Source organism: Mangrovibacterium diazotrophicum (assembly GCF_003610535.1).
In the GTDB taxonomy this organism is placed as follows: Bacteria; Bacteroidota; Bacteroidia; order Bacteroidales; family Prolixibacteraceae; genus Mangrovibacterium; species Mangrovibacterium diazotrophicum.
Map to the genome: position 1 here is coordinate 161,251 of NZ_RAPN01000003.1, position 21,691 is coordinate 182,941.

Consider the following 21,691-nt stretch of genomic DNA (forward strand, 5'->3'; position numbering starts at 1 on the left):
AGCCATTAACAGTCCGTTAGTTTGTTTAATTTTTTTTGACAAAATTTTGCAGTTGTCGCCATTAAATTTGATGGTGTTTTTAGAAGACCAAAATCATTGATGATTAAAACGAGGTGTTATGAAAAAATTTGTTTCTCTCGTTATACTGGTGCTGGCCATTGACTTGGTGCAGGCGCAAACTCAAGAAAGTACAAAACAACCCAACGAGCAGTCGAAAGTTACCCGGGAATATGATGAAAACGGGAACCTGATTCGTTTCGATTCGACCTATGTGAAAAGCTGGTCGTCGGATTCGACGATGGCACCGCAGGATATTGAACAGCTGCAGAAACAGATGGAGGAGATGTTTAGCGGTTCATTTGGTGAAGATTCTGACAGTTTCTTCGGTAGCCCGTTTCCCGGTTCTGCCAAAGAGTTTTTCCAGCATTTTGGTCAGGAGTATGGTGATAGCACGATGAATATGCCCGGTTTTCAGAGTTCGTTCCCCGATTTTGAAGAGTTACACCAGCAAATGATGCGGCATTTCGGGCAGCTTTTCCAAAGCGATTCTGTTCAAATCGGAAATGACACTGTTCCTGATCAGTTTCAGTTCGACTTTTTTGGAGATCCAGAAGAGTTTGAAAAGATTCAAAAAGAATTTGAACAGCACTTTGAACAGATGAACAAAAACAGCTCAAAGAAGATTGGAACTTGATTTTGTAGAGTCCCGGTCAGATCTTGAGTACAATCATAAAGTAAACAGGGGAAGCATTGAGTTGCTTCCCCTGTTTTATGGTTGTTGAAAACGGATTTAATCGTCGTCATCGTCGTCGGCAGGGCCAACCAATTCTACGGGGTACCTGGCTTCACCTTTCGCGCTGAACCACAAAATACGATTCAAAACATCGTCGTTTCCAGCGTCGATGTGATCGAATTCGGGACGCATCGACAGTTCCGCATACAGACGGGCCTTCCCGTTCAAAGCAGACAAGTCGTCGTTCATTTCATTCAACGGTATCCGGTTCCGGAGGGCTGCATACATCTCCAAATTTGGTTTCTCACTGAAGCACTCAAACATGGGCAGAGCAGTCGCATCCATCAGGTTCATTGGCGGAATACCAAGAATCTGTTCGATAGATCGAACCATGCTGGTTTGATTGTAATTGGTTGAAACGACCTTGCCGCTTTGGCTGTAAGCGCTTACTACAAAGCCTGTGGTTCGGTATGCCGAAACGTGATCCCAACCTGCCTGCGAATCATCTTCGGTAACAAAAATCACCGTGTTCTCCCAGAAACGACTTTGACTAATCGCTTCAATAATGCGACCCAACGCTAGATCGTTGTCGGCGACCATGGCACGAGGAGTCGGCATTCCGGGCCGTGTTCCGTTGGTGTGATCAACAGAGAGCGCCATAACCGATAGTTCCGGAAACTGGTCGCCGGGAAGATTTTCGTATTCTTTCAGCTCTTTAATGAAGGCATCGGCCCGAAACTGGTCGGGTATTTTCAGGTAGTCTGAAGCCGGATAGTTTTGCGACAACATGGGTTCCACGCGCGAAATTGTCGTGGTATTCCGGAACTTGGGTATTTCACCATTTTGATACATGGTGTAGAAGTCAGTCCAGGTAAGGCTTTTATCAACTTCAGGCATGCTGGCTTCACCGTAAATTCGAACACTTTTACCGTGGTCGGCGGCATTGTTCCAAATAAAACCTTTCTGATCGTAAACCAGCGCATCTTCCTGCACATGTGGATAGCTACGGAACCAGGCGCGCACGTTTTTTTCCACGTAGTCAGTCACCATAGCGGCATCAGTCCACTGGTGTCCTTCGGCAGAGCATTTGCCCGAAGCATGGTAATTGTCGAGCAGCACAAAGTTGCGGGCCAGTTGGTGTTGGTTGGGTGTAACACTGTCGCCAAAAATGCAGAGTGACTTTTCGCTGTCTCCTTTTTCCATGTCACCCAAAACCTGGTCGTAGGTGCGGTTTTCCTTGATGATGTAAACCACATGCTTGAATACGGACGGTTCGCCGATGCGGTGGGGCATGGGTCGGGCAGGTTGATCTTTACGTGGCGCCAGTTTGGCCAGTTCAATGCGGAAGTCGAGCATCAGTTCCTTTACTTTCTGCGTGTAGTCCTTCAATTCATCAGCATCCGGCAAATCAATAACCGAAATGGTTGCTTTTTGGTGGTGCGAGTTGAAAGCACCGGACTCTATGGCTTCCGTAATATCATCGGGATCGTCCAGTTCGAGACTGTTAATACGGGCACCTTCACCTTCCAGGTTGGTTACCACCAGTTGCTTGTCGGTAACGACCAGCCCGCCGGGATAGGCCTCGGTTGGAATAAAGCCTTCGATGGCGCTGCTTTTTGTTTCCGGATTCAGTTTGATCACCGCAATAGCGTTGTCCATCCCATTCGCCACGTAGAGCCGCGAATTGTCCGGGCTTAGCGCCAACGCATTGGGTGAGTCGCCGATGAGCTGGTGCTCCAGCGCGATGATTTTTACCGGGATTGTTTCAATGTTTTCCATTGTTTCAGTTGAAATAACTGAAACGTTGTCGCTGTTGCTGTTACAAACGAAAATATACTTGCCGTCGGTAGTGCCGGTAATGTCGTTCGGGTGCAAGCCAACACCAATATTTTTAACCAATTTACCGTCGCTGAGGTTGAAAACACTGAGGTTGCCGTTATCGATAGCTCCGGTTTTCGGGTCAATGTAAGCTTTGCCATAGGGAACACCGGCAGTTTCGCGGGTTGTGTCAACAGGCATTTCGCCACCCCAGTTGGTCACGTAGGCCGAACCATTTGAAATAAAGATTCCGTACGGAGCTACACCCGTGTCAGCCGACCAAACTGTCTTTCCGCTTTTCACATCTACCTTTTTGAGCATGTTGTTGCCGTTCAAAACAACGTAAAGGTAGAGCTTCCCGTTTTCGGAATTCAGTGCCAGCTCGTTCGGTAAAGCCAGCGGCGATTCGCCCTCGGGTTCAAAATCGAAACTGTTTGTGATCTGTAGCGATTTTCCGTCCCAGCTTGCTTCGAACACTTTCGAGCGTTTGCTACCTTTGTGTGCGGCGCTCCAAAAAATACGGTTGGTAGATCCGTCTTTTAAAACCTGAATTCCGGAGTAGGTACTCATATAGCCGTTGGTTTCTGCGGCATCTTTATAGGCGAGCCGGGCGATAATTTCGGTTTTGTCCGCATCGAGAATTGCAATTCCGTAGCGATCCTCTACGGCATACTGGTTGGTTCCGGAAATGGGCTGCAGGTCCAGACTGTGGTTTTCCAGCGCCGGGTCTCCAAACGAAATCACTTTGCCGGCCGGGTCAATGATCCGGTTGTAAGGCATCATAACCGGTAGTTGGCTGCGGTTGAGGGTGCTGTCGTCGTAGGCAGCATAATGAGCTGCAATTTCCGCATCGGTTTTGGGACCGGATGGTTTACATGAGGCGACGCTCAATGCCAAAGCAATAAAAATGCTCAATTGAAAAATCCGATTGTTCATGGTTGATATCTTGAGAAATAATCAATTCATTTTTTTAGTTGAAGGAAACGGGAAAGGAGGTTTTCACACATTTATTTCTAAGTTCCCGAAATGGAATAAATAATACGGGCGCGCAGAGTCAGCCCATTTTCAGACGGTAACTCGCGAATTGCTGCGGGGTTTGTTACGCTACTGCGGGTAACGTACATGACCGGTCCGCCCGACATGGAGAATGAAAAGCGCGAGCGGTTGGGTGCCAGGTTGAGCGAGGGGCCAAGCATTACTTTGGCACCGCCTTCTGCTTCATCTTCTTCCCAAAGTCCTTCCAAATCTTCGCCAATTCCTTCAATGCCGGCAAAGAAATTTCCCGTTAACCGGTAGTGAACGCCGATGCTGGTAATGACATCTACTTTGTCGCGGTCGCCGGAAAATGATTTCTCGAGAAGGAGGTTTCCACCCAGCTTCCAGCGGTTGGTGTCGAAGGCGCCGGTGATGCGGCTCAGCAACGAATAAACATCGGTAAAGTCGCGGTTGGCGCCAAGTCCCAAGCCAAAACGCAATCCCTGGCTGCTTCTACCTCCAATAAAGTTGCGAATCACTTCAACTTGTTGCGAGCTGCTAACATCGCTTCCGTCGCTGGGGATTCCTAAAGCTGCGTTGGCGTAAAGGGTGAATTTTGCGCCCAGGTATCCTTTCACCGCGAGTTGCTGTCCCACGCCGTCGTAACCAAAAGCACCACTCACCGAGTTTCCATAGCTGCCTGAATAATTCACGCTCCAGGGAAGGTCATCAGGTGTCAACGCTGAGGTTGAATAGAGGAACGGCTCGGGTGTTCCCAGCGGTTCCGAATCGAAAAAGTCAGTTTCGTTATTTTGAGCAAATAAGCTTATCCCGAAAGCCAGGAAAACCACTAAGCAGCTTATTTTTTTTTTCATGAAGATTTATTTTGATGATTAATACTTTCTTCAAATTAAACCGGTTTTTCGTTCAGCTTGATGAAGAATAGATTAAGCTTTGGTAATTCTAGATCAAACTAAAGTATATGCCGCCTAAAGTTAACCGAATTAGCGGTCAATGTGGCTTATCCACTGGTTTTCTGTTCCCCAATGTTTGTTTGGAGTATCGGATGTTTCCAGAATCAACTCGCCCCCGGTGCTCAATTCTTTTTGCGTAAGCCAGTTCCTCATGAGCGGCTTTCCGTTCAAACTGGCTTTTTGAATGTAATAGTTGTCTTTCTGATAATTTTTGACTTTAATTTTGAAGCTTTTGCCATTGCCGAAATCAATGGTAATTTCCTTGAAAACGGGAGCTGTCAAATAGTAGACCGGATCGCCGATGTTTGCAGGTGATAGTCCCATGCTGCGCATCACAAACCAGGATGACATGGTGCCGGCGTCGTCATCCATTGTTCGCAAGTAAGCCCTTGGTTGATTCTGATAAATCCGTCCAACGTACGGATCGACGCCTTTGCTGTTGTCGTTGAAATAGCATTGCACCACCGTGTCGAGCAATAGCTCGCGGTACAATTTCTGAGATTTCCAGGGTTCTTTGGTCGCATTGTACATGCCGGGAACCTGCAAGTCGGGCTGATTGGCATGGTTGTAGTCGTTCTCGTTGAAGAAATGATCGAGCTGGCTGATAAACGCATCCTCACCTCCGGCCAGTTCTTTTAGGCCAGCAACATCGAAGGGCACGAACCAGCGATACTGCCAAATGGTCCCTTGGTAAAGGCCGCGAGCCTGCATCCGGTCGATGTCGTTTTTGCTGAGGTCGGCAAAGTCTTTCAGCCAGTAGTTTTTGTATTCGAGTGCTCTGTCCAGATATTTTTTGCTCAACTCAGAGTCTCCCAATGTTTTTAAAATTTCAGACAAGGCCCAGCAGTCGTACGATGATTCCAAGGCTTTGTCCGGCGCGCCGTAATCCAGTGTTTCTGCTTCTTTTAAAAGATAATCTTTAATGTCGGCAAGTGGGACGTCGTAGCCTTTTTTCCAGGCATCGAGCAAAACAACCAGGGCGTGTTCGGTACGAACAGTGGGAGAGGGCTCGTGCATGGTAGCCCAATTTTTTTTGCCGTACGGATACAGGTTGGCGATCGACTTGGCAATATCGTCAAAATGATCAGGATAAAGCAGTGAGAGCATCGGCAGCTGTTCGCGGTAATTGTCCCAAATGGCCCAGCCGTTGTAAATTGGCGTTGGGCTTTGCTGAATACTGCCGTCAATGGCGCGGTAAACACCGTCGTCTTCCGATACTTGGTAAGGAGCTTGCAGGGCACGATACAAAAGTGAGTAGAACAAATCAACCCGGTCTTTTTCGCCATCAACTTTAACGTGCCCCAGCAGCTTTTCCCACTCCGCACGTGCTTCAGCCTTTACTTCTTCAAAATCTTTTTGGGTGATCTGCGCCTGGGCATATTCGGTACTTACCGACGAAAATCCAATTTGCGCATTCAGTTCCTCAGTGCCGTTGCCTTTTACAATGAACTGGTGATCTGCAACCGAATCGATTTCCGCGGCGCCCGGAATCTGCAGGTAGTCGTAAATCCGGTACACGCCTGCGCTGCAGGTTGTTTGTGTGTCGATCCAGCCGCTGATCGCGTCTTTCGTAAGATGATGTTCCTCGGCTACAAAACGTCTGGGCTGCGTAAACGAAAGGTCGACAAACAATCCGTTTTGCAGTTCGGGGAAATGATAATGATGTTGTCCGTAATTGTGAGCAACGGTCATCTCGGCCTGAATGCCGTTTTCAAAATTCACCGAATAGTAACCGGGGTTTGCTTGCTGATTTTTACGAATCAGAGATGTTTGTTGGTCATCATTTAGAATTGGCTTGATCAGAATATTCCCTCCGGCTCCGGTGCAGCCCACTCCTTCGAGGTGCGTGTGCACAAAACCCTCGTATTTTTTCGCATAATATTCGTAACCGGTATGGATATGCGGCGTTGTTATTGGCCCAATACTGAGCATGCTGAACGGATAAGCGGCCGAAGGGGACATTTGTCCATGGTCGCCCGAAGTTCCCAGAAATACATTGACGTGGTCCGTTAAACCTGATGACTTCGACTGGTTTGTGCCACTTTCTTGGCAAGCCGTTGCAAGGCTAGCAATCAAAGCAAGGCTGAGTATTTTCTTTCCTCGGAATCGCGATAAATAATTGAACATGGCGTTACTAAGTTTTCCTGCAGTCTCTTTGCGACTGCGTTAATTTGGATTAGAACTGAAAAAAGAACCACTCTTCATCAAAAAAAGACAAAGGATGATTCGTCAATATCTATTACAATTTGTCCGGGTGATTTTCGTAAAGATCACCCGGACTTTTTTCAAGCAAAGGAACTACATCAAGTAAAATTGAAGAATTCCACTTGATGGTTATTCGTCAAAACTAAGCACCACTTTCACCGGGAAATGGTCCGACGGCGTGCGGGCTACATATTTTTTCAAAGACACTTCTTTCGGGAAGTCTCCGGATTTTTCCTCTTTGGCATCGGCCACTTCCGTCCGGTAAGTATCAGTCAGCACGCCATAGCGCTCCACCTTAATCGCAGAACTTACAAACACGTGATCAATGCGGCTTTCGGTTTTTCGGTCGGATTCAAAATGATTGAAAGTACCATTCAGTGCATAGCGTATTTGAGCTTCCTCATACGAATCTTTCAATAGGTCAGAACCTTCCAGAATGGCATAGTTCGGGCTGTTTTGATCGACGTTGAAATCCCCCGTCAGTATCACCGGCTCGTCACCGCACATTTCTTTGATTTTACTCAACACCAGCTTGGCACTGTTTTTTCGTGCTTCAATACCAATATGGTCCATGTGTAAGTTGAAGAAGAAAAATTTGGCTCCGGTTTTCAGATCTTCGAATCGTGCCCAGGTACAGATTCTTGGTAGCGCTGCGTCCCAGCCTTTGTTCGGTCTGTCTGTGATTTCGGACAACCAGAAATGGCCTGATTTCAGCACTTTGAATTTGTCCTTTTGATAAAAAATCGGGGCATATTCCCCTTTTGTTTTACCGTCGTCGCGGCCAACTCCAACGTAGTTGTACTCCGGTAGGTCGGCAAGCATGTCGAGCAATTGGTCGTGCAGAACTTCCTGCGCACCGAAAATTTGGAAATCGTTGAAACGGATTAAGCCACAAATGACCGGGCAGCGCTGCTTCCAGCCGTTTCCGTTAATGGAATCTCCTTCGTTGTGGTAGCGAACGTTGAATGTTGCTACGGTTAACTCTTCTGCATTCGCCGAATTAAATCCGGCAAATACCAGCACAAATAGTGCAATCCAAAATTGTTTCATGTCTCTGTTTTATGTTGAAATTCTAGAATATCGTGGTTCTGTCTTCCTGTTTATTTCTCATTTGAAAAGGAGTAAGGGAAATCCTTTTTGCTTGTTCCTCGCTTTGGGTTCGGAGTGGAGCTCATCTCGAATGAGATTTGCGCACCTTTCATCAAATCTTCATGAGTCAGGTAGTTCTTACAGTATTTTTCACCGTTCATGGTCATTTGGTTGATGTAGCGAGTCTCCTTCGCGTTATTAGGTGCATCGATGGTGATTTCATTTCCGTTTTCCAATTCAATTTTTACCGATTTAAACAGCGGTGCTCCCAAAATGTATTGATTGCTTCCTGGGCAAACCGGGTAAAAACCCAGTGCCGAGAAAACATACCAGGCCGATGTTTGGCCGTTGTCCTCGTCGCCGCAATAACCATCGGGGGCCGCCGAATACAGCTTATCCATGATTTCGCGTGCCCAATATTGAGCTTTCCAAGGCGTACCTGCGTAATCGTACAGGTAAACCATGTGCTGGATCGGTTGGTTGCCGTGAGCGTATTGTCCCATATCCATAACCTGCATCTCGCGCATTTCGTGAATCATGCCGCGGCTCTTCATGCCAGCCGAACCAGGGATAATAAACACCGAGTCGAGCATGGTTACAAACTCCTTTTCACCTCCCATCAGGTCAATCAGCCCTTGCGGATCTTGAAAGACCGACCAGGAATAGTGCCAGCTGTTTCCTTCGGTGAAATCGCGGCTCCAATCGGTTGGCTCAAAGGAATCGGCAAACGATCCATCAGCTGCGCGGCCTGCCATGAGTTTATTTTTGGGGTTGAACAGGTTTTTATAGTTCATCGCACGTTTGGCGTAAATGCGGATTTCACTTTCAGGCTTGTTCAACGCTTTCCCCAAACGATAGATGGTCCAGTCGTCATAAGCGTATTCCAATGTTCTGGCTACGTTTTGCCGGATGCCGATATCATTCGGAATGTAACCATATTGGTTGTATTCCTTATAGCCGGTACGCCCCGAAGCACCAACCGTTGGATGAACGTTGTTGGCATCGTGTTTCAATGCTTCCCACAAGGTCTCGATGTCGTAGCCGCGCAAACCTTTCAGGTAAGCATCAGCAACCACCGAGGCCGAATTGTTACCCACCATGATGTTGCGATGACCGGGACTGGCCCACTCGGGCAGGAAGCCACTTTCTTTGTAAGCGTTGACCAATCCTTCCTGCATTTTCTCATTTTCAGCAGGGAACACCAGGTTCAGGAAAGGAAATAGACTGCGGAACGTATCCCAAAATCCGGTATCGGTAAACATGTACCCGGGTAGAACTTTACCATTGTAGGGGCTGTAGTGAACAACATTTCCCTTTGCGTCGATCTCGGAAAGATTGCGGGGGAACAGTACCGAACGATACATGCACGAGTAGAAGGTGCGAAGGTTGTCGATGTTGTCGTCATCCACTTTGATTTTTCCCAGAACTTCATTCCAGCGGGCTTTTCCTTTGGCCTTGATGGTATCGAAGTCGTCGTTTCCCAGTTCTTTCAAGTTGATCAACGCTTGTTCTTCGCTAATGAATGAAGAAGCTACGCGCGCATTCACTTGTTCGCCTTTCGAAGTTTCAAAACCGATAATGGCTCCTGCGTGGCCGCCTTCAAATACCTTGGTTCCCTCGGTAATAATGCTGTCGTTTACAGTTGCGAAATAAGTGAAGGGTTTATCGAAGACAATCACAAAGTAGTTTTTGAAATTATCTGGCACGCCACCGCTGTTACGGGTGGTGTAGCCTACGATTTTATTCTCTTCCGGAATGATTTTGATAGCCGAACCCCGATCGAAAGCATCTGTTACGATGTACGAGTTTTTGCTGTCGGGGAAGGTAAAGCGAAACATGGCAGCACGCTCGGTCGGTGCGATTTCGGTTGTAATATCGAAATCGGCGAGGTAGGCACTGTAATAATAAGGCTTGGCCACTTCGGCTTTATGCGAAAACCAGCTGGCTCGCTTTTCCTCGTTAAAAATTGGTTCGCCGGTGATCGGCATAATCGAAAACTGACCGTAGTCGTTCATCCAGGGACTTGGCTGGTGGGTTTGTTTGAAGCCCCTGATTTTGTCATCGGTATATCTGTACATCCAGCCATCGCCATTTTTACCGGTTTGCGGCGACCAAAAATTCATTCCCCAGGGCATCGCCGTTGCAGGGTAGGTGTTTCCTGTTGAAAGTGCGTATTTTGAACTTGTTCCGACCAGGGTACTCACATAACTGACCGGATCAAACGTCTGTGCATTCAATTTTAAAACCAGGCTGCAAACCAACATTGCAGCCATCAATCCAATTTTTCTTCCCATTTCTGTTATCTGTTTTTCGTTGCTTGTTTATGTTTTCTGATTCTTGTTTTTCTGCTATTCGTCGGAGTCGGTAATTTCTTTTTTCCCGGTGCTGTTGTTTGTCAACCAGACAGCATACTGCTCTTCAAGCTCTTTCACCTTTTCCGGGTATTGTTTGGCCAGGTTGGTTTGTTCGCCCGGGTCGTTTACCAGGTTTACCAGGAACAGCGAATCTTGGGCCGAAAACTTTTCGCCATTAACAAATGGATGGCCCAGCAGTTTCCAATCGCCATTTCGTGCAGCCCAGCTGTTGCCAAACTTCCAGCAGAAGGCATTGTGGTTCGACTCCGCTTTCGAATTGTCGATGATTGGCATCAGACTTTTACCATCCAGGTCACTGGTATCGAGGTCGATTCCACACATTTCAGCCAAAGTCGGCATCCAGTCGGCATTCACGGCTATTTGTCCGCGAACTTCGCCTTCTTTCAAATGTCCCGGCCAGCTAATTGCGGCAGGTACGCGGATTCCGCCTTCAAACAAACTGAATTTTGAACCCCGGTAAACGCCGGCACTACCGCCGCCATGATGAGCGCGTTCCTCGGTCGAGTAGCCATTGTCAGCCTGCAAAACGATGATGGTATTTTCCAGCAAACCCAGTTCTTTGAGTTTGGCGATGAGTTTCCCAACTTCCTCATCCATTGTTGAAACGAAGGCTGCATACAGGTCGCGTGGATATTCTACGCCTTTATCCTGGTAATACTCCAGCCATTTCGGATAACCCTGGTACGGATAGTGCGGTGTGTTCATGGCGTAATACATGAAAAAAGGCTCTGATTGGTTTTCTTCGAAAAAAGCAGAAGCTTCTTTGACCATCAGATCCGGGAAATATTCGCCGGGGTAAAAGACTTCTTCGCCGTTTCGGTAAAGGTCGTGTCGGTTTGGGCCTTCCCAGTAAAAGAAGTGTGAATAGTTGTCGATGCAACCGACCAGGTGACCGAAGGAATAATCAAATCCCTGGGCATTGGGCTGCTTGTCTTTTCCTTGTCCCAGGTGCCATTTCCCGATCTGGGCTGTTTTATAACCGGCATCTTTAAACATTTCTGCAATGGTGTATTGTTCGGTTGGCATGCCGGCTTCATCGCTCATCGAGCTAACGTTACCGCCCACACCTGCGCGCTGAGGTGTTTTTCCGGTGAGCAGACCAGCTCTTGAAGGTGAGCAAATCGGAGCCCCGTAAAATTGAGTGAATTTCACTCCGCTGCCGACCAGTTTGTCCATGTTGGGAGTCACTAAATCTTTTGCTCCAAAGCAGTTTAAATCGATGGCACCTTGATCGTCAGTGTAGATGATGATGACGTTGGGTTTAGCGTTTTTAGACTTCTGCGCGGCATGAAGAATACCGGGCGCAAGCATCACGAGACAAAGAGTCAACCGATAAAATAAAATCATGGAAGGAGTTTTAAGATTCTTAAATATACTATTGTTACAAAGAAAGAGACCAGATCACTCTGGTCTCCTTTTTATTTTTAACATTATTACCAACCGGGGTTTTGGGTCAGGTTTTCATTTTCGTCTATTTCAGAAGAAGGAACGGCAAACAGGTAATCGCGATCGGGATTGAATGATCGGGTTTCGATGACTTCGCCCAAATAGTTGTAAACGGGGCCGTTGTTCAATTCTTCAGCAGTTCCCCAACGTCTGAAGTCAGAATAAAACTGGCCTTCGCCAACCAGCTCAATACGTCGTTCCAAATGAATTGCTTCTCTCATTTCTTCTTTGGTCAAACCAGCTTCAAGTTCCGGCATCTCTACGGTTTCGCGACCTCTGATTGTATTGATTGCCCAATAAACTTCCGAGTTTGGAGCCGACAGGGATTCGTTCAGTGCTTCGGCGTAGGTCAGCAAAACTTCTCCGTAACGCAGAACAATGTAGTTCAGATCCGAATTATTATCCGAGATGGTTTGTGTTTCATCGTCGGTGTATACGGTTAATTTTTTCAAACCGTAGCCGGATTCGTAAAGAAGGGAAGAAGTTGCTGTTTTGCCGTTGTACGGATAGCCAACGATTGCAATTGTTTGGTGTAAACGAGGGTCACGGTTTTCATAGGGATTCTCTGGATCGTACAGCTCCGACTCGTCGATGGATTTACCGTCTGTCATTTCGTAAAGGTCGACCAGGTTTTTCAGCGGGGCCCAACGGTTCAGGTTGTAGCATTCGTAGTCGCGACGATGCAAGAAATCGGGGGACTGGTATTGAACGTCGAAAATTACTTCTTCGTTGTTTTCATTATCGGGTAGGTAGAATCCGCGATAGTCGGGAAACAGGTCGTAAACACCAAGGTCGATTACTGTTTTTGCTGCTGTGGCGGCTTCGGCCCAACGTTCGTTGTACAGCAAAACACGCGCTTTCAAAGCTAAGGCGGCACCCTGCGTGGCACGGCCAATGTCGGAGGAAGAACTGTAGCTTGTTGGAAGCAATGACGCTGCATCATCCAGGTCGGATAGGATTTGTTCAACAACTTCGTCTTTAGCAGTACGCGGCCAGGTTTCCTGTTCCGAAGCCGGGGCTTCCAGAATCAATGGCACATCGCCAAAATAATCAACCAGGTAGCTGTAAAGTAAAGCCCTGATGAATAAGGCTTCACCTTTCATCTGGTTTTTGGTGTCCTCGTCGGTAATATCTGCATCGTCAATGTAATCCAAAAAGGTGTTTGCGCGCCCAATACCCTTGTAAGAGTTGGCCCAGCAGGAAGAGAACATGGAGCTGGTGCTAAGTGCTGTACCCAGAGCAATTTCGCGGGTTCCGTTGGCCGAGTTATAGGAAATTTCGTTGGGAGTTGCCTGTTCCAATTCACCATTGAAATAGAGGTAGTTGCTCATCAAACTGTTGTAAACGCCGACCAACGCGGCAGCATACTGCTCGTCGCTACCTGACCAAAAAGTGTCGGTGCTGTACTGCGAGGTCGGGTCAATATCCAACAAATCGTTGCAGGATGCGAAAAGCATCAGGAAAACGGGTAATATGTATAAATATTTATTTTTCATGACGTTGCATTAAAATTTGAGGTTAAAGCCGGCAGTGAATGTTTTTACCGATGGGTATGAATAGTAATGATCTGAAGTGATTGGTTTTTCCGGGTCGAAATCCTTCATTTTAGAGAAGGTTAGCAAGTTCTGTCCATTTACGAAAATGGTGAGATCCTTCGCATTTACCCGCGATAAAATTGATTTCGGAATGGAATAAGAAAGTTGAATATTCTTCAAGCGCAGGTACGAGGCATCTTTCAACCAGAAATTCGAGTTGCGGAAGTTATCGCTTGATGACAATTCGTAGGTTGTCATGATGGGTAACTTGGCGTTTGGTCGGTCTTCAGTCCAGGAGTTGTTGACCCACTCGCGGGTAACAGAAGTCCCGTACCAGAATGGTGTTGCAACGATTCCCTGCGGATAGGTGTCAATGCCCTGTACTCCCTGGAAAAAGGTGGTCAGTGCAAAGTTCCGGTATTGCAGGTTTATGTTGAAACTGTAGGTGAAATCCGGTTGCGCATCACCGGCGATGATCCTGTCGTCGTCGTCAATAGTACCATCGTTGTTTTGGTCAACATACTTCAAATACCCCGGTTTAGTAGTGCTGTTTTGATAAGCGCTGTTGTCAATTTCGTCCTGTGACTGGAAGATTCCATCCGCTTCCAGAATGTAGTAGGAGTCGATGGCATATCCTTCTTTGGTGATGTATTTGCCACTGATGATTTCGTCATCGTTGAGGTCAACAACCTTGTTTTTGTTGAAGTTGATGCTTCCCTGAACTTCGTATGAGAATTTTCCGATGTGGTTACGATGACCGACAGTGATCTCAAGACCGGTGTTGTCAACTGCACCAATATTTTGAACCGGTCCGGTCAAGTCGCCCACCTGGCTGGCCAAGGTGACAGAGCGCAGAATGTTTTTTGTTCGTTTTTTATACCATTCAACCGAAAAGTTGACTTTATTTTGGAACAGACCGGCGTCGAGCCCGAGGTTCGAAATCGTGGTTGTTTCCCAGGTGATACTGGGGTCGTTGTAGGCGGTAACGGCAGCACCTGCGTTGGTCGATCCACCAAATGAGTATTCAATGCCGGTATCAATCAGGTTGATATATCTGAAATTACCGATTTCCTGGTTCCCAAGACTACCATACGAAGCTCTCACTTTCATCAGAGACACCCATGGCAGGTCGGCCATGAAATTTTCCTGTTCAAGCCGGTACCCTGTGGAGAAAGATGGGAACCAACCCCAGCGGTTGCCATCGGCAAAACGGGAAGAACCGTCGTAGCGTAAATTCGCTTCAAACAGGAACTTCTGGTCGAAGTCGTAGTTTAAACGGCCAAAGAATCCGACCAATGCGTTTGCTGAGGAGTCTCCGCTCACATCTTTGTTGGTAGAGCCGGCATCCAGTTCGGTCAGGTCGTTCCCCAGGAATCCTTCGATGGTGGCAATATGGTAGCCCGATGTGAATTTTTCGTAACTGCTACCCACCAGTAATTTAAGCTTGTGTTTGTCGTTAAAGGTTTGGTCCCAGGTCAGCGTGTGGAACAGGGTCGTGTTTAACTCGCGGTCGTCCTCCGTTGTCAAGTGTCGGTTCCGGTTCGATGTATAGAAATCGACAGTTGAGGCTTCCAGTGTTTTTACCTGGTAGTATTCGATCTCCGGAACAAACTCGGAGTAGAAATAATTGTAGCTGTTCACACCTAACTTGGCGTAGTAGGTCAGGTTCGCCGGAAGTTTGATTTCGGCAAACATGCTCACCAGTGCCCGTTGTTGTTCGCGATCTCGGTGTCCCTCTTTGGCTAAGACAATCGGGTGGCGGTAAACGTTGTGGCCCGGAGTTTTGATAAAGGTATTGGCGTAACGGCCGTCTTCCAGGTAAGTCGGGTGGAAGCCCTGCGCTTTAAAGGTCATCTGCATCACGTTGTAAACGCCGGCGGTCGGAGCCTGAATGTATTGTCTGATACCGGTAACATTCGCTCCTACTTTTAACCAGTTGTTTGCCTGTATGCTGATGTTCGAGTTCAGTGTGAAACGGTGGCTTCCGGAACTCATCAGTACACCGTCCTGATCCTGGTAGCCCATCGACAGTGAGTAGGTCGCTTTTTCGCTACCACCAGAAAAGCGGAGGTCGTGATTTTGGATGGGCGCATCATCAAACATGATGTCCAGCCAGTTATTGTTGGGGTAGGTATACGGATCGGTTAATCGTCCGGCTTTATATTCTTCAATCAGATCGTCGGAGTAGTCAACCGATGTTTTCCCTGCGTTAATCTGAGCCTGGTTTCTGAGTTCCATAAATTCAACCGGGTCGGTAATCAGGTCGGGCATTCCGATTGTTCGTTGGAACCCAAAATAGTTGCCGTACTCGATGGAGGTTTTTTCGTTGCTCTTTCCTTTTTTGGTTGTCACCAGAATCACCCCGTTGGCAGCGCGGTTTCCATAAATGGAGGCAGAGGCTGCATCTTTCAACACCGAGATTGATTCGATATCACTGGGGTTGAGGGCGTCAAGCGGATATTCAACACCATCGACCAAAACAAGCGGATCGTTGCTGTTTAAGGTACCGATACCACGGATGCGGATTGTTGTTCCGTCGAAACCCGGTTGGGCACCAGCTTGGTTGACGTATAAGCCGGATACACCTTGCAGCGATTGAGATGCCTGGGTGATCGGGCGGCTTTTTAATTCTTCACCACTCAGGGAGGCAACAGCTCCGGTGAGGTTTACTTTTTTCTGTACACCGTATCCAACAGCCACGACTTCCTCGATGCCGACGGTTTCTTCTTCCAGTGTAACATCGAGAACAGCCTGACCGGCTATTTCTTTTTCACTAGTCTTCATCCCGATAAACGAGAATACGAGTACTGCATCACTGGGGACATTCTTCAGATGGTATTCACCATTTGGATCGGTAAGTGTTCCGTTGCTGGTGCCTTTAATTACCACGGTAACCCCGGGAAGCGGCTGGTTGGTTTTATCGGTTACCAAACCTTTAATGTTGCCGGTTGTCTGTTGTGTTCCGGCTTGTTCTTTGTTCGTGGTCAGCAGGATCAGGTTGTCGTCCATGATTTTGTACGAAATACCTTGCTCCTGAAAAAGTTTGTCGAGTATTTCACCAACACTTTCCTCGGTAACTTTCAGATCAACAATCCGGTCAACGTCGACTTGCTCGCGTTGGTAAAAGAAACGGCAATCTGTCGTATTCTCGATTTCCATGAGTATGTCAGAGATTTTTGTACCCTGAAAATCAAGACTCAACTTGGTTGATTGCGAGTAAACCGATGCCGATAATTGCATCAAACTCAATAGCAAAAAGAGAAAAGTAAGTTTCATTTTTAACCAAAGCTTTTGCTTTATCCGACTCGTACCCGGTCGGAATAACACAGTTTTTTTCATAGATTTGTTTATTCGTTATTAATAAAATTGGTGTGACAGCACCAGTTAATTAATTTTTGAGCCGGTTGTGTGACAGCACTTCCGGCTTTTTTTGATGTTTTCACATAGCTGTTTCAGTTTATTTTTTCCTGATAATAATTTCTTGTCCTTTGATTTGATAAGTTATTGGAAGTGTATTTTGAAGGATGTTCAGGACATCCAGGATAGTCTCGTTTTTGATGGTACCATCATAGTGGTACCCGGCTATTTGCTTATCTTCTATTTTAATTTCCACCCCGTACTTCCGCTCGAGTAAAACGGCCAGTTCTTTTAAGGTTGCATTTACGAAAATGAGCTTGTTGTCTTTCCAGCTCGAATAGATCTGCGTCTTCACGTCGCTGACAACGATGGATTTTTCGTCTTTATTATAAACCAGTTGTTCGCCCGGTTTAAGTTTGATTTCGTTCTTCAATTTCAGTACCTCCGAGGATTGAACCCGGATTTCGCCTTCTTCCAAAGTTGTGACGACATCGCGATCTTCGTCGTAGGCTTTCACGTTAAATTCGGTACCAGTTACGCGCACGTTGTAAAAGGGGGTGTGAACGAAGAATGGTACTTGCTTCGACTTTTTCACTTTAAACCAGGCTTCACCCGAGAGATAAACTTCGCGCGTGTTTTGATCCTCGTTCCTGGTGTATTTCACCGCAGACCCGGAGTTTAGAAAAACGATGGTGCTATCGGGCAAAATGACCTGCGAAACAGACCCAATTGGTGCAATTGCACTGTAAAATTCGTTGCGGGGAGATTTGTTGCGCGACAGTAAAAAGATATTCCCGATGAGCAATCCTACGATTAAAACAGCCGCTGCGTAATACCAATAATTGATGCGGTGCTCGCTCGTTTTTCGTTCCGCTTTCTTTTTCTGTTTTATTTTCTTCCAGATACGATCGAATTCAGGAATGACAATTTCCGGGTTCGCTTCATCCGGTAGTTGTGCTAACTGATCGTAAAGTTCCTGTTTAAGTTCAAACTCTAAATCGTCACAATGAAACAGGCTTAACAGCTCCCGATGTTCGCTGTCGGAAAGTTGTCCTGATTTATACTTGTCGATTAACTGTTGTTGATGCGCTTTCATTGTTCCGATATTTTACCCTTAGTACGGAACAAGTAAGTGACTTACTCACTCGGGCGAAAAAATAATTGAGTTTTTAATGAAAAAGATAGTAGTACAGTAACATTAAAACCATGTTCGAACCCAGGTTATCTTTCAAAAACAGGGTTGCGCGGTAAAGTTGATTTTCCACTGTCCGCTTGGAAATGCCCAGCTTGATGGCAATTTCGTCGTTCGTCAATCCGGTTTCCTTACTCATTTTGAATATTTTCCGGCGCTGTTCCGGCATGGCATCCACGAGGCTGTTTACGTGGGTTAGCATGTCGTTGTAAACAACCTTGTCCCAAACATCATCGGTATTGTTTGTCTTTCCGGCAGCAAAATCGAGGAAGGCCTGCTCTACATTTCGTTTCCGGATGATGTCGTAAATAGTATTGACAACGATTTTGAAAATATACGCTTTCAGGTTTTTTTGCTCATCCAGAGAGGTGCGCCGTTCCCAAAGTTTAACGAACACATCCTGCACCAGCTCTTCGGCATCGGAGTCCGATTTGAGGTATCCTAGTGCGAAAAGATAGATCCGTCGACCATACCGTTCGTACAAGGTCGCAAAAGCATTCTTCGATCCCTTGTTGAGCAACAGGGTTAGTTCGTTGTCACTAATCTCCATTGAATGAGCACGTATATTTAGGGTTAAGAGATCCATTCAAAAATAGATAAATAATTTTTACATCAAATTTTCGATGCCCGTTATTAGCCAATTGACGTTTGAGTTTTAAAATTAAATTTGACTAAGGCCTTCGGGCATATTCACTTCTACGGCTTGTAATTTGAAGGATTTGAAGTTGAGGTTTTGAGAATAACAAAAGAAGCCATAAATGCTCTCCGGCGGGTTGCAAAACGGTTAAATTGCGTTTAAGTTTGAAATTACTGGAAATCCTCCTGTTTTTAGATTGGCGCTAAATAGTAGCTGTGTGATAAGATGGATTATGAAAAATTGTAAATTGGAAAGCAAATTAGCGAAGGTGTTGTTATACCTCCGTTTTAGGGGGGATAACAACACCTTCGAGTTTGAGATAAACGAAATAACAACACCTCAGGTGTTGATACATATTAGTTAGGCACAATAACACAAACAAATGGATTACACTGATTTTGGAAATATATGGGTAACATTATCAATATTCATTGTATCAGCTTTGATTTTTCAAATTCTAGCTCTTTCTACCTATAAAAGTGATTTATGGGAAAAAACTGATTATGTCTGGTTATTACTATTAGCATTTGGAATCATTGGTAGTACTGGAGAAGTAAGAAGACTTGTAAATGCAGAATTACAATACCCCGAAACAACATATAGAATTTCGCTTAATCACTTAAAAAGAAGTGTTGACCACGAATATCGATACTATAATGAATTAGTAAATTTAGATGGAGTGGAAAAAAACTTTGGTTTGGAAAGAAAACAAGCCTGCATAGATTTTGGTGTTTGGTATAGAACGGTCAAAATGAATTTCGACGAACTATATCCGAAATTATTAAAGGAGCCTTCAATTGATTTAATTGAAAAATTCCGAAAAGATTATTTAGGAACTGAAAAATTCACAAAATATATGTTGGAAACTGACAATAGGTTTTCTTATAATCAATTACTTGTTGAATTTGATGAGATGATGGAAAAAACTTCCGAATATCAAAAATATCAGGAAAGTTTTAATCGAACTTCTTCGGAACGAGTATTATTTATTCTAGGACCTTTACTTTTAGCTATTTCTATAGCTATGAGATTAGGAAAAGTAACTGCCTTAATAAAACGAAAAACTAAAAGTGCCTAACAATGGCTATAAGTAATTGCTTGTTCCCGCCTACTTCTGAAAATCCGCGAGGATTTTCAGCTTGGTGTGTACTTGCAAAGTTAAGTACTAACTCACGCAACTACTCATAGCCGAGACCGTTACCAACCATTTTGAAAAAGCTCAGATGAAACTTAAATACTTGAAAATACTACTTATTGTTTTCCTCACATCAAAATTCGGATTTGCGCAAGTCTTGACACACAAAACCGAGTTTGATTTGGGGAATGATGGTAGCATTGAAAAACTATTGTTCTACGACAAGTTTAATGGAGAATTTGAAAAAACAGAATTTACAAATTTCCTTGTCATAAGTGGAACTGACACTCTTTCCTTTGAAAATGAGGAAGTATGGGTTGAAAATCCAGAATTAAACAAATTCACAGATGAGATAATTGATAACCGAGTAGGTATTATCGAAGACAAAGGAAAATATTATTTGATTCTTACGGGATTCCAGTATGGCTGTTGCAGGGTAAAGACAACAATACTTGAATGGACTGGCAACTCATTAATTGAACGTTTTAATAGAGAATTTGAAGTTAAGGAAACTCCAATCATTGATAATAAACGCTACTTGGTAGGAGACTATTCATTTAGTGAATCATACGGAAATGAAGATAGTTATTACCATTTCTACAGTTTTTATCCAACAGAATACCGTTCATTCTCTGAGAATTTTACAGTGGATAAAAAACTCACTCAAGAAAAAAATCTTGTTTATCCAAAAGTTGAGAACTTTATTGATGTTTATTCGGCGACACTTGTGAAAGAGAATATCACCAACCAAACCTTTATGATTAGTGAAAAGTTTGAGCAGTCGTTAAAAGATAGAGAGTTTGGGATACTTTCATTAATTGAACTACCAGATGAGTTTTTCCAGAACTTTGATAAAGAAAAACTGAGAATCATTCGAAATGAAATCTTTGCTTACAATGGTTATGATTTTAAATCTCCCGACTTAAAAAAGTACTTTGAATCAAAGGATTGGTATAAACCGACAAATAAATCATCAGAAGAGATTAGTAACGAACTGACTAATATTGAAAAGCATAATATTGACAAAATAAAACAAATAGAAAAAAACGGTTGGTAACATAGTACATATTGCAGGGCGGGGTTCGGTGGTACGCCAACTGCGGATTCTCGCATCGCAGTTCCGTGTCCTTTGGGCAGGAACACTCTTCCCTGCCTGGTGGCAGACAGGGAAATCTGCCCCGACAACATGTGCCAACCGTTAGGCAAACATGAACGACGAGACTCAGAAACGAACAAAAACTCAGAAATGAAAAAATATCTAATACCGATTTTAGGGATTTTTATTTTAGGTTGTAACCAAACTGATAAGGAAGGATATATTTTACCTGACTGGAAACAAGGAGACTATAGATTTATTAAGACTGAGGTTTCATCCTTTAGTAGAGTAAACAATGATACGATTTATAATTTATCAGCTAAAAACGAGTATAAATTTAGCATAGTTGATGTATCAAAAGGCTTCTATATTGTAGAAATGCAGAATATTTCTAAACCAGCTTTTAATTTCACATTTGGACTTGACTCTATGGAAAATGATGTTAATAAAATGATGTCACTTATTCAAAGTTTCCCAAAGATTTCAATTCCATATCAGGTGAGACTAACTAAAACAGGCGAAATTGATGGAATCGTAGATTGGGAACAGGTACTTAATAAGTTTGTGACTAAAATTATGAGTATTGCCGACAGTTTAGGGTTTAGATCAGAGGAACATCAATATATAGAACAATATTTTAATTCAACTATTGGAATCGAGGAAAATTTAAGAAATGTTCTATTTAAAGAAATATCGGATAATTTGGATTTATATAATGTGAAAATTCCAAAAACTGATTCTATTTTATCGGAATCAATTCAAGTTCCTAATCCGGAAACAGGAATGATTGTTAATGCGAAACTCCATTATAAGACTTTGTCAGTTAGTAATGGTATCTACGAAATTGAAATGAGAATGGAATTTGAAGATGATATTTTTTCAAACTCAGATGATTACGTTGAAGACTTTTTTAATAAGGATTCTGTTAAAAAAGAGTTTAAGCCGAATTTAGAAAATTATTCGATTTACTACTGGAATTCAAATACATCATGGATTGATAGTTCAAAGTTTTATGTGAATTTAGTCGCTGATACGATTGAAGTGAGAATGAGAAGTAAAACATTAATGTATAAATAATTACGTTGCACAACATTTTGCATGAGCAATGGCAGGCGATGTGTTAA

14 protein-coding genes are annotated in these 21,691 nt (G+C 44.6%); 4 read left to right on the forward strand and 10 right to left on the reverse strand.

Annotated features, from left to right (window positions below; genetic code table 11):
• Positions 1-118: 118 nt before the first annotated feature.
• A complete protein-coding gene (locus BC643_RS18860) occupies positions 119-694 on the forward strand; it encodes a hypothetical protein (RefSeq protein ID WP_120274836.1) in 576 nt (191 codons plus the stop codon).
• 96 nt (positions 695-790) lie between these two features.
• On the opposite strand, the gene BC643_RS18865 is transcribed toward BC643_RS18860, so the two are convergent.
• The 10 genes from BC643_RS18865 to BC643_RS18910 form a co-directional block, all read right to left on the reverse strand.
• Positions 791-3,487 carry an alkaline phosphatase family protein gene (locus BC643_RS18865; protein ID WP_120274837.1) on the reverse strand — a complete coding sequence of 899 codons (2,697 nt, stop codon included), beginning with the start codon at positions 3,485-3,487 and terminating at the stop codon, positions 791-793.
• Between the two features lie 77 nt (positions 3,488-3,564).
• Positions 3,565-4,401: a hypothetical protein gene (locus BC643_RS18870; protein ID WP_120274838.1), complete on the reverse strand. Its 837-nt coding sequence runs from the start codon at positions 4,399-4,401 to the stop codon at positions 3,565-3,567.
• A 129-nt stretch (positions 4,402-4,530) separates the two neighbouring features.
• Positions 4,531-6,627, reverse strand: coding sequence for a glycoside hydrolase domain-containing protein (locus tag BC643_RS18875; RefSeq protein WP_120274839.1), 2,097 nt, complete (start codon positions 6,625-6,627; stop codon positions 4,531-4,533).
• 207 nt (positions 6,628-6,834) lie between these two features.
• A complete protein-coding gene (locus BC643_RS18880) occupies positions 6,835-7,755 on the reverse strand; it encodes an endonuclease/exonuclease/phosphatase family protein (RefSeq protein ID WP_120274840.1) in 921 nt (306 codons plus the stop codon).
• A 50-nt stretch (positions 7,756-7,805) separates the two neighbouring features.
• A complete protein-coding gene (locus BC643_RS18885) occupies positions 7,806-10,088 on the reverse strand; it encodes a GH92 family glycosyl hydrolase (protein ID WP_120274841.1) in 2,283 nt (760 codons plus the stop codon).
• A 54-nt stretch (positions 10,089-10,142) separates the two neighbouring features.
• On the reverse strand, positions 10,143-11,516 hold the full coding sequence (locus BC643_RS18890) for a sulfatase family protein (RefSeq protein WP_120274842.1): 1,374 nt from the start codon (positions 11,514-11,516) through the stop codon (positions 10,143-10,145).
• Positions 11,517-11,602: 86 nt separating this feature from the next.
• Positions 11,603-13,111, reverse strand: a complete 1,509-nt coding sequence (locus BC643_RS18895) for a RagB/SusD family nutrient uptake outer membrane protein (protein ID WP_120274843.1) — start codon at positions 13,109-13,111, stop codon at positions 11,603-11,605.
• A gap of 9 nt (positions 13,112-13,120) precedes the next feature.
• On the reverse strand, positions 13,121-16,426 hold the full coding sequence (locus BC643_RS18900; protein WP_120275000.1) for a TonB-dependent receptor: 3,306 nt from the start codon (positions 16,424-16,426) through the stop codon (positions 13,121-13,123).
• Positions 16,427-16,607: 181 nt separating this feature from the next.
• On the reverse strand, positions 16,608-17,603 hold the full coding sequence (locus BC643_RS18905; protein WP_120274844.1) for a FecR family protein: 996 nt from the start codon (positions 17,601-17,603) through the stop codon (positions 16,608-16,610).
• Between the two features lie 73 nt (positions 17,604-17,676).
• Complete coding sequence (locus tag BC643_RS18910) at positions 17,677-18,249, reverse strand: RNA polymerase sigma-70 factor (protein WP_170154622.1); 573 nt, start codon at positions 18,247-18,249, stop codon at positions 17,677-17,679.
• A 469-nt stretch (positions 18,250-18,718) separates the two neighbouring features.
• On the opposite strand from BC643_RS18910, the gene BC643_RS18915 reads away from it, so the two are divergent.
• The 3 genes from BC643_RS18915 to BC643_RS18925 all read left to right on the forward strand — a co-directional run bounded on the left by BC643_RS18915 (position 18,719) and on the right by BC643_RS18925 (position 21,644).
• Positions 18,719-19,414: a hypothetical protein gene (locus tag BC643_RS18915; protein ID WP_120274846.1), complete on the forward strand. Its 696-nt coding sequence runs from the start codon at positions 18,719-18,721 to the stop codon at positions 19,412-19,414.
• Between the two features lie 160 nt (positions 19,415-19,574).
• On the forward strand, positions 19,575-20,528 hold the full coding sequence (locus BC643_RS18920) for a YARHG domain-containing protein (protein ID WP_170154623.1): 954 nt from the start codon (positions 19,575-19,577) through the stop codon (positions 20,526-20,528).
• A 189-nt stretch (positions 20,529-20,717) separates the two neighbouring features.
• Positions 20,718-21,644 carry a hypothetical protein gene (locus tag BC643_RS18925; RefSeq protein ID WP_147377274.1) on the forward strand — a complete coding sequence of 309 codons (927 nt, stop codon included), beginning with the start codon at positions 20,718-20,720 and terminating at the stop codon, positions 21,642-21,644.
• Positions 21,645-21,691: the final 47 nt, after the last annotated feature.

Bases quoted from the DNA above. Each gene is read 5' to 3' on its own strand.
- BC643_RS18860 (WP_120274836.1), top strand. From the start codon at position 119: ATGAAAAAATTTGTTTCTCTCGTTATACTGGTGCTGGCCATTGACTTG.
- BC643_RS18865 (WP_120274837.1), bottom strand. From the start codon at position 3,487: ATGAACAATCGGATTTTTCAATTGAGCATTTTTATTGCTTTGGCATTG.
- BC643_RS18870 (WP_120274838.1), bottom strand. From the start codon at position 4,401: ATGAAAAAAAAAATAAGCTGCTTAGTGGTTTTCCTGGCTTTCGGGATA.
- BC643_RS18875 (WP_120274839.1), bottom strand. From the start codon at position 6,627: ATGTTCAATTATTTATCGCGATTCCGAGGAAAGAAAATACTCAGCCTT.
- BC643_RS18880 (WP_120274840.1), bottom strand. From the start codon at position 7,755: ATGAAACAATTTTGGATTGCACTATTTGTGCTGGTATTTGCCGGATTT.
- BC643_RS18885 (WP_120274841.1), bottom strand. From the start codon at position 10,088: ATGGGAAGAAAAATTGGATTGATGGCTGCAATGTTGGTTTGCAGCCTG.
- BC643_RS18890 (WP_120274842.1), bottom strand. From the start codon at position 11,516: ATGATTTTATTTTATCGGTTGACTCTTTGTCTCGTGATGCTTGCGCCC.
- BC643_RS18895 (WP_120274843.1), bottom strand. From the start codon at position 13,111: ATGAAAAATAAATATTTATACATATTACCCGTTTTCCTGATGCTTTTC.
- BC643_RS18900 (WP_120275000.1), bottom strand. From the start codon at position 16,426: ATGAAACTTACTTTTCTCTTTTTGCTATTGAGTTTGATGCAATTATCG.
- BC643_RS18905 (WP_120274844.1), bottom strand. From the start codon at position 17,603: ATGAAAGCGCATCAACAACAGTTAATCGACAAGTATAAATCAGGACAA.
- BC643_RS18910 (WP_170154622.1), bottom strand. From the start codon at position 18,249: ATGGAGATTAGTGACAACGAACTAACCCTGTTGCTCAACAAGGGATCG.
- BC643_RS18915 (WP_120274846.1), top strand. From the start codon at position 18,719: ATGGATTACACTGATTTTGGAAATATATGGGTAACATTATCAATATTC.
- BC643_RS18925 (WP_147377274.1), top strand. From the start codon at position 20,718: ATGAAAAAATATCTAATACCGATTTTAGGGATTTTTATTTTAGGTTGT.